We start from the raw sequence: 7,802 nt of genomic DNA on the forward strand, positions 1-7,802 counted from the left end.
TCAGGAGCGCATCGCGCAGATGCGCTCCCACAGCTGGCCGACGACGGCGCGCGCGTTCGCCTTGGCGCGATACGCGACGATGCTCACCTCGATGTCCCATGCGCCGTCGCCTACCGGCACCAGGTCTGCGAGCCGTCCTGATACGAATGAGCTGTCGGGCAGCCACGCGATGCCCATGCCCTGCAGCGCGAGATCGCCAAGCACGTCCGTCATCTCGGCCTCGAACGCGCGGTAGCCCATGAGCCGCTGCGACGATTGCTCGATGGCCGAATCGACCACCCGCGCGAAGTAGCCGCTGGGCGAGTACATCAGCAGCGGCACTGGCTGGGTCGTCGTGCCCGGCAACACCAGCCGGCCTGACTCTGCCAATGAGCGCGCCACATAGGGCCGCACCTTCTCCACGCCCAGCTCGTGCCGCTCGAAGCGCGCCATGTCGAGCTGTATGGGGTGCGCCGCCTGATGAAAGCCGATCAGCAAGTCCGCCGAGCCCGCATTGAACGCCGACACCGTGTCGTGCACGTTCCCCACCTCCAGGCTGCAGGTGATGTCGCCTTCGCCCGACCAATCGCGCCACCAGCCCGGCAGCCGCGTGCTGGCCAGCGCATAGGTCAGCGCAATGCGCACGTGGTTGCGCGAAGGCGCGTCGCCGATCTCGGCGCGCGCATCGGCAATCTGGTTGAGCAGCCCCGTCGCCACCTTGCGAAAGCGCTCGCCCGCGGGCGTGAGCCGCGTCGGGAATGCCGCGCGGTCGATCAGCTTTGCGCCCACCCATTGCTCCAGCGCCTGGATGCGGCGGCTGAACGCGGCCTGCGACACGTTGCGCATCTCCGCCGCGCGCGTGAAGTTCTGTACGTCGGCCAACGTCACGAAGTCCTGAAACCACCGGGTGTCCATGCTGCGATTTGCTCCTTTGCACGTGCGGATTGCAAGCGCCGTGCCTCGTTGTGCTCATTCGTTTTTCGCATCGGCGATGCGTGGCGCGCATTGCCGCCGGATGCAAAGTGAACATTGGACCGCAGGCGCACCCCTCGCGACCATTGATGAATCCACTCACCACAACGCAAAGGATTCGATCATGAGCGAGCAACTTCGCGCGGCAGCCAAGGAATACATGGTCCGCTACGGCGGCGACACCTTCCCCAACCTGTTTCGCAGTGCAAGGGGCGCCATCGTCATCGACGACACGGGCCGCGAGATTCTCGACTTCACCTCCGGCCAGATGTGCGCCACCATCGGCCACAACCACCCGGCCATCGTGCGCGCGGTGCACGAGGCCGGCGAGAAGGCCTTCCATATGTTCAGCGGCATGATTCCCGAGGTGGTGGCCGAGCTGGCACAGAAGATGGCCACCGACTGGATGCCCGCGCCGCTCACCAAGTCGATCTTCGTCAACACCGGCTCCGAGAGCAACGAAGTGGCGCTTCGCATGGCGAAGATGTACACGGGCGGCTTCGAGATTTTGGCCGTGGGCGGCTCGTGGCATGGCGTTACCGGAGGCACCAGTGCCGTGTCTTTTGCGAGCGACCGCAAGGGCTACGGCGTGCACGTGCCCGGCGTGTACGTCATGCCCGAGCCCAACGCCTACCGGCCGTACATCAAGGGCATGTCGGCCGAAGAGTCGGCGCTGACCTGCCTGGACCTCGGCCTGAAGATGTACGACATGGCCTCCACCGGCCGCCGCGCGGCCATCATCATCGAGCCCATCATCAGTGCCGGCGGCGTGCTGGTGCCGCCCAGGTCGTACATGCAGGCGCTGCGCAAGGCGGCCGACGAACGCGGCATGCTGCTGATCTTCGATGAGGCGCAAACCGCCTTTGGCCGCATCGGCCACCGCACCGCGTCTGATTTCTACGGCGTGGTGCCCGACATCATGTCCGTCAGCAAGACCATGGGCGGCGGCCTGCCGCTGGCCGCCACCGTGACCAGCCCGAAGATCGAGCAGGACGTGCACGACAAGGGCTTCACCTTCTACACAAGCCACGTCTCCGACCCGCTGCCCGCCACCGTGGGGCTGGCCGTGCTGGAGACCATCCGCAGCGAAGGCCTGATCGAGCGCGCCCGCACCACCGGCGCCTACCTGCGCAGCCAGCTGCTGGCCATGCAGGAGCGCTACGAAGCCATAGGCGACGTGCGCGGCGAGGGCCTGCTGCTGGGCGTGGAACTGGTGCAAGACCGCGAGTCGCGCCTGCCGTACCACGAGCTCGGCGCGCGCACCACCAAGAAGTGCTTCGAGCTGGGCCTGAGCATGAACATCCGCCGGCGGCCCGAGCGGGGCTCGGTGTGGCGCATTGCGCCGCCGCTCACCGTGAGCCACGAAGAGATCGACCGCGCCACCGCCATCCTCGACCGCGCGCTGCGCGAGAGCCTGGACGAGCTGGCGACACCAGCGCCCGTGGCACGCGCTGCGTCGAAGGCGCCCGAGTCCGTGGGCGCCAGCAATTGAGCCGGCCGGCCATGAACCGCAGATCTCTTCTCATCGGCACCGCGCTGGCCCTGACCCTCGTCGCGGCCAGCGCGCAAGACGCCACAGGCACGCTCGCCAAGGCCAAGGCCGCCGGCACCATCACCATGGGCGTGCGCGAGGCATCGCCGCCGCTTTCATACTCGCTCGGCAACACCTACGTGGGCTACCACGTCGAGCTGTGCGAGCAGATGCTGTCGAAGCTGCTGCCCGGCGTGTCGATACGGCCGATGGTCGTTACCTCGCAGAACCGCGTGCCGCTGCTGCAGAACGGCACCATCGACATCGAGTGCGGCTCCACCACCAACAACGCCGCGCGCCAGCAGCAGGTTGCGTTTGCCAGCACCACCTACATCACCGAGGCGCGCTTTGCGGTGCGCGCGGCCAGCGGCATTGCCTCGGCAGACCAGCTCAAGGGCAAGACGGTGGTCACCACCACCGGCACCACCCTCGTGCAGCGCCTGCGCAAGCTGGAGCAAGACCGCGGCCTGGGGCTGACCATCGTGCTGGCCAAGGACCATGCAGAGAGCTTCCTGCTGCTCGAAAGCGGCCGCGCCGACGCCTTCGCCATGGACGACAACACACTGGCCGGCAACATCGCCAACGCCCGCAATCCGGCGGACTTCAAGATCGTCGGCAAGCCGCTGGGCATCGAGCCCATTTCGATCATGCTGCGCAAGGACGATCCGGCCTTCAAGCGCGCGGTCGACGGCTACCTAGCCGGCGCCATGGCCTCCGGTGCGCTGGAGAAGCTGTACGCCAAGTGGTTCATGTCGCCGATTCCGCCGCGCAATGCCGTCATCAACATTCCGTTGAGCGAGTCGCTGAAGGCGGCCTTCCTGTCGCCCAACGACCGGCCTGCCGAGGCCTACGAAGAGCGGCAGTAAACGCGAAGAAGCCGCGCCGGGCGGCGGTGGTAGCCTTGCCACCCGATGAATCTCCGCACCAAGATCGTTGCGCTGGCCGTTGCACCTTTGCTCATCGCACTGGTGCTGGTGGCCCTCGCGGTGCGCCATCAGGAGCATGACCTCGCCCAGCGCGAGCGTGCCCTCATCGAGAACAGCTACATGGCCCAGCGCCGCAGCGAGCTGCGCAGCTACGTCGACCTGGCCGTGAGCAACCTGCTGCCGCTGTACGAATCGGGCCAGGACGACGAAGCCACCCGCAACGAGGCCCTGCGCCGCCTGGCCGCGCTCAACTACGGCGACGACGGCTACTTCTTTGTGTACGACCTGGAGGGCAACTCCCTCATGCATTCGCGCCAGCCCGAGCTGGTCGGCAAGAACTTGTGGGAGCTGCGCGATTCGCGTGGCCGCTACACCATCCAGGAGCTGATCAAGGGCGCGAAAGAAAACGGCGGCGGTTATGTCGAGTACGAGTGGCGCAAGCCGTCGAGCGCGCAGATGGCGCCCAAGCTCGGCTACGTGACCGCCATGCCGCGCTGGAACTGGATGGTAGGCACCGGCCTGTACCTAGACGACATCCAGTCGACCATGGACACCCTCGACCGGCAGATGAACGCCAACGTCACCGCCACGCTGCTGTGGATTGCCGGCATAGCCGCGCTGTGCCTCGGCGTGGTCAGCGCCGCCGGCCTGCTGCTGAACCTGAGCGAGCACCGCACCGCAGAAGCCAAGCTGCGCCTGCTCGCACGGCGCGTGGTGCAGTCGCAGGAAGAAGAGCGCGGCCACCTCGCGCGCGAACTGCACGACGGCACCAGCCAGACGCTGGTGTCGGCCAAGCTGCTGATCGAATCGGCGGTCGAATCGCTAGACCGCCAGCGGCAGCCCACACCGCCCGCACTGGCCAAGGCGCTGCAGCGGCTCAACGATTCGCTGATTGAAGTGCGCCGCATATCGCACCGCCTGCGCCCCGCCTTGCTCGACACCCTGGGCCTGCCCGCCGCGCTGGAGCGGCTGGTCGACGAGTTCAGGGAAGAGGGCGGCGTCGACGCATCGATGATGATGGGCGGCGAATCTTTCGAGCTGCAACCCGAAGTGAAGACCGCACTCTTCCGCCTGACGCAAGAGGCGCTGACCAACGTGCGCAAGCACGCGCATGCACAGCACGTGAACATTGCGCTGAACTTCGACGAAGAAGAAGGCGTGCGGCTCGAAGTGAGCGACGACGGAACCGGCTTCGACATACAGGCCGTGCAGCTCGACCCCCGGCGCGGCATTGGCCTGCGCAATATGCGCGAGCGCATGGAGGCCATAGGCGGGCGGCTCATCATGTGCAGCAACGCCGGGCGCACATCCATCGAGGCCGAAGTGCCGACCCGCAGCGCGAGGGCTACCGAAGAAGCGCCCGCATCCATAACATGACGACGACAAAGACCATCCGGCTTTTTCTTGTCGACGACCATCCGCTGGTGCGCGACGGCCTGCGCGCCCGGCTCGGCTCCATGCCCAACCTGGAGATCGTCGGCGAGGCCGGCAGCGCAGCCGAAGCGCTAGCGCAGGTAGACAGCGTGCAGCCCGACCTCATGCTGATGGACGTCGGCATGAAAGACATGAACGGCATCGAGCTCGCGGCCCTGCTGCTGCAACGCCAACCCGCGACGCACATCGTGATGCTCAGCATGTACGACAACCCCGAGTACGTGCAGAAGGCCCTGCAGGTGGGCGCGCGCGGCTACGTGCTGAAAGACGCCCCCGCAGCGGAAATAGTCGCGGCCATCGAGGCCGTGTCGGCGGGTGGCACCTTCCTGAGCCCGGCCGTGTCGAAAAAACTGTTTCGCACGCAGGAGCCGCGGCCGTTACTTACGCCGCGCGAGAGCGAGATTCTTTCGGCGCTGGGGCGAGGGGAATCGAGCAAGCAGATTGCCCGCGACCTGGGGCTGAGCGTGCGCACGGTGGAGGCGCATCGGCAGAGCATCAAGCGGCGGCTGGGCATCGAAGGGCAGGCGGAACTCATCAAGTACGCGGTGGAGCATGCGCGGGAGTTCGGGCAGCGCTCGTGAACTTCAGCGACTGACTGTCAGAGCTTTGTGTATTGGCGCTGCCGCCCGGCGAATACCTGCGCTATTCGAGAAATTCTCGGCAGAAGTTTCTTCCTGCGCCGGGCTGGTTTTCTCTACAGTGAATGCCCCTGTGATTGAACGACCCGCTATGTGGGTGAGGAAGGCGGCACACACAACCAACACTAACAACCGGATGAATGAATGAACCGCTTCGCTTCACGGCGGGCCATTGGTGCGACATGCATCGATGCGAACGTGAGGCACAAAAGGCGACGGCCAAGGTGCGCGAACACCTCAGCCGTCTAACCAAATGACGTGCAAGCTTTGAGAAGGAGCACACCAAGTGGCTAAACGAATTATGGCCGGGCCTGCAAGGCCGGCATCTGCGGACGCGACCACCACGACACGGGATCCGTCCGATCTTCTTGAGAACAAGCTGGAGCAGTTGAACTCACTGCTGTGGTGCTTCTACGGCGCTGGGGATGGATGGTTTCAGGAGGCAGGGGAGGCGCATCGGGAGAATTTGCTTTGGATTGCTTCTGATTTGGCGCGGGAGGCTGTGGAGTTGTTTCAGGAGAGTGGGGGTGGGTGACAGGGGCTCGCACAAAACGCTCCGTCGGACGTCTGTGGCTGCTTCGGACTGATTGCGAACGTTCGATGGATTCGCGCAAATAGGTCCTATCAGCTAAGAACGGTCATGCGGGCACTCAGGCCTGACCGAATTCGATTTTTGCGCCCCGTCGGATGGCTCGGGGCGACCGGATAGTTAGACTTAAGGGAGCAGTGAGTTATGGCTTGGGTTGGAGGAATTTCTTGAACTATCCCCAGCTACCAGCATTCATGCACCCCGGTATCCTTTTTGGGGTTCCGGGACTCTGTTACAAGTCGGGTTTGAGTAGAAGACGGAGATACCAAGATGGCTCGAGTTTCCGAGCGTAGGTTGCATCGCGACAACGCTGCGTCCGCTCGACGCCACGACTCCATCGACCGATGGTGCAATCGCGCAGGGCAACTCTCTCAGGTGCTATTGCTGCTGCTCGGCATCTTCGGCTACTTCTATACGGTGTTGCCTGTATACCAAAAATCTCTTTTGGATGAAGACATCGCTAAGAAAACGATTGAGCTTGGCAAGAAGGATGCCGAATTGACCGGAAAAGCGAGCGAGCTAAATGAGAAGATGGCCCGCATCGCAGAGTTGACCATTCTTATCGACCAACGTACCGCTGCATTGAAGGAGAAGGATAAACAGGTAGAGGCAGCGGAATCGAGCTTGAAGATCGCGAAGCACGAAAAGGATCTCGCGAAATCGCAGGCACTAGTCGCGACCTTAGAAGGTGAAGTCACCTACATCAAACTCCGGCGCGAGTATCTGGGAGCTGTCACTGCAGATATCAGATCGTGCGGGCATATCACTAGACTGAGACTGGCTGCCATAGATTGGAGAGAGCCCCCCGAACTTGCTGCAGATTCTCTAGATCAATGTCTACGTAGTGCGGTTAACAAGTCGAAGTCTTACATAGGGCAATTGAAGCCGACAGAGTATCCAATGCTGCAGGCAGGTGTAGAAAAAGTTGCGCCACCGCATCGTAAGGAACTCGCTTTGATTGTGGCAAGGCTGAATGAGAGGATCACCGCACTTACAAATGAACTCTTGCCGCTTGAAGAGGCATACAAGGCAACTCAGAAACTCGATCCACTGTCGCCAGAGTCGCAGCGAGCCAGGACCGCATACTTTGGGCGAGGATCAGCATTGAATAGTGAAGTACGGGCTGTCAGAAAAGAGGCTGGCGATCACTACATGGCGCTTTTGGATAAGCTCAACACCGATTTGTGGGCGGTTCTTTGGAAGGGGGTGTGACTCTTAAGTCGCTAGCGCACTGTATCTACTCGTTTGCCGGACCGAGCGGCGATCGTCAGAGATTACTCCATGGCAATCAGGATCGACAACGGCCCGGAGTTCATCAACCGAGCCTTCATGGCCTGGGCTAACCAGCGGCAATAGCTGGGATAGTTCAACTGCCGAATCTTTCTTCGGTAGCCTGAGGAAGAAGCACATTCGCAAACGCATCTATAAATGCTTGGAAGATGGCTAAAGCGGATGCCCTCGACCACGTCAGAGACTTCTAAAGTCGATCACACCGCCGCGACCCCCTGGGCCGCCTTGACCCCGAGGTGTCCGAGTTCGCGGCGGCACGAAGACGGTTTTATCTACTGGACCGGGAGAGCGATAGTCCAAAACACGGGGGAAGAGTGTGCATTCAACGTAATAGTCCGCTCGAGGCCGTTGTTGACGGCTGGATGGTTTAGGGCGTGATGTCGGTGACGTTCTGAAGCAGAGCGAACGCCACGCGCCATGCGCGGCCATCGCAGTGAACGGTG

At 62.9% G+C, this 7,802-nt stretch carries 6 protein-coding genes; 5 read left to right on the forward strand and 1 reads right to left on the reverse strand.

Going from position 1 to position 7,802, the window contains the following annotated elements; genetic code table 11:
- A complete protein-coding gene (locus tag ACSFBF_RS12715) occupies positions 1-894 on the reverse strand; it encodes a LysR family transcriptional regulator (RefSeq protein WP_435467374.1) in 894 nt (297 codons plus the stop codon).
- Positions 895-1,075: 181 nt separating this feature from the next.
- Between ACSFBF_RS12715 and ACSFBF_RS12720 the strand changes: the two genes are divergently transcribed.
- The 5 genes from ACSFBF_RS12720 to ACSFBF_RS12740 all read left to right on the forward strand — a co-directional run bounded on the left by ACSFBF_RS12720 (position 1,076) and on the right by ACSFBF_RS12740 (position 7,281).
- Positions 1,076-2,443, forward strand: coding sequence for an aspartate aminotransferase family protein (locus tag ACSFBF_RS12720; RefSeq protein ID WP_435467376.1), 1,368 nt, complete (start codon positions 1,076-1,078; stop codon positions 2,441-2,443).
- 11 nt (positions 2,444-2,454) lie between these two features.
- The gene (locus tag ACSFBF_RS12725) at positions 2,455-3,348 is read left to right on the forward strand and encodes a transporter substrate-binding domain-containing protein (RefSeq protein ID WP_435467378.1); all 894 of its coding nucleotides are present in this window, start codon (positions 2,455-2,457) and stop codon (positions 3,346-3,348) included.
- Positions 3,349-3,393: 45 nt separating this feature from the next.
- The gene (locus tag ACSFBF_RS12730) at positions 3,394-4,785 is read left to right on the forward strand and encodes a cache domain-containing protein (RefSeq protein WP_435467380.1); all 1,392 of its coding nucleotides are present in this window, start codon (positions 3,394-3,396) and stop codon (positions 4,783-4,785) included.
- A complete protein-coding gene (locus ACSFBF_RS12735) occupies positions 4,782-5,423 on the forward strand; it encodes a response regulator transcription factor (RefSeq protein WP_097198409.1) in 642 nt (213 codons plus the stop codon). The genes ACSFBF_RS12730 and ACSFBF_RS12735 overlap by 4 nt, the downstream gene beginning before the upstream one ends.
- Positions 5,424-6,339: 916 nt before the next feature.
- A complete protein-coding gene (locus tag ACSFBF_RS12740) occupies positions 6,340-7,281 on the forward strand; it encodes a hypothetical protein (RefSeq protein ID WP_435467382.1) in 942 nt (313 codons plus the stop codon).
- Positions 7,282-7,802: the final 521 nt, after the last annotated feature.

Source organism: Variovorax nivicola (assembly GCF_051216475.1).
Lineage (GTDB): Bacteria > Pseudomonadota > Gammaproteobacteria > Burkholderiales > Burkholderiaceae_C > Variovorax.

What these genes read in the sequence shown, in the direction of transcription:
- ACSFBF_RS12730 (WP_435467380.1), top strand. Translation starts at nt 3,394, where the DNA reads ATGAATCTCCGCACCAAGATCGTTGCGCTGGCCGTTGCACCTTTGCTC.
- ACSFBF_RS12740 (WP_435467382.1), top strand. Translation starts at nt 6,340, where the DNA reads ATGGCTCGAGTTTCCGAGCGTAGGTTGCATCGCGACAACGCTGCGTCC.
- ACSFBF_RS12715 (WP_435467374.1), bottom strand. Translation starts at nt 894, where the DNA reads ATGGACACCCGGTGGTTTCAGGACTTCGTGACGTTGGCCGACGTACAG.
- ACSFBF_RS12735 (WP_097198409.1), top strand. Translation starts at nt 4,782, where the DNA reads ATGACGACGACAAAGACCATCCGGCTTTTTCTTGTCGACGACCATCCG.
- ACSFBF_RS12720 (WP_435467376.1), top strand. Translation starts at nt 1,076, where the DNA reads ATGAGCGAGCAACTTCGCGCGGCAGCCAAGGAATACATGGTCCGCTAC.
- ACSFBF_RS12725 (WP_435467378.1), top strand. Translation starts at nt 2,455, where the DNA reads ATGAACCGCAGATCTCTTCTCATCGGCACCGCGCTGGCCCTGACCCTC.